The organism is Bacillus sp. 05T31 (genome assembly GCF_056396725.1).
Genome location: NZ_JBFTMA010001448.1, coordinates 1 through 406, shown reverse-complemented (window position 1 = coordinate 406; position 406 = coordinate 1). Strand labels below are relative to the sequence as shown.

1 pseudogene is annotated in these 406 nt (G+C 30.5%); it reads left to right on the top strand.

Annotated elements, in window-relative coordinates:
• Positions 1-103: 103 nt before the first annotated feature.
• Positions 104-199, top strand: a pseudogene (locus tag AC1DJR_RS33755) (DUF4158 domain-containing protein); the annotation flags it as partial.
• Positions 200-406 lie beyond the last annotated feature (207 nt).

Here is a 406-nt window from a genome sequence, read left to right as displayed (position 1 = left end):
GTTTACTATAATTGTATCAATAGAGTACACTCTATTGGGATGGATTTAAAATATATACGATTCAAAGACCAGTTTAAATATGGAGTGCTTCTAATTTGAAAAAGTAAAAAAACAACGTGGAGTCGCTAATAGATTAGGATTTTCCATACAAATTGCTTACTTGCGTTTTCCAGGAAGACCATTATCTGAGAATGGAAAATATGATTAATGCTACTCTTATTAACAATGCAAAGGGAACCTGCTACATTCTCATATGCAATATTRCATATAAGAATGTATTGATAAWAATGTAAGCGCTTACTATAATGAAARCATAAAGATAAATCACATCTTAGCAACAACAAAAGAGGAGGAAATAATATGGAAATCGCAATGGCAGTTTTGAAATTTTTAGGTGGAGTAATTC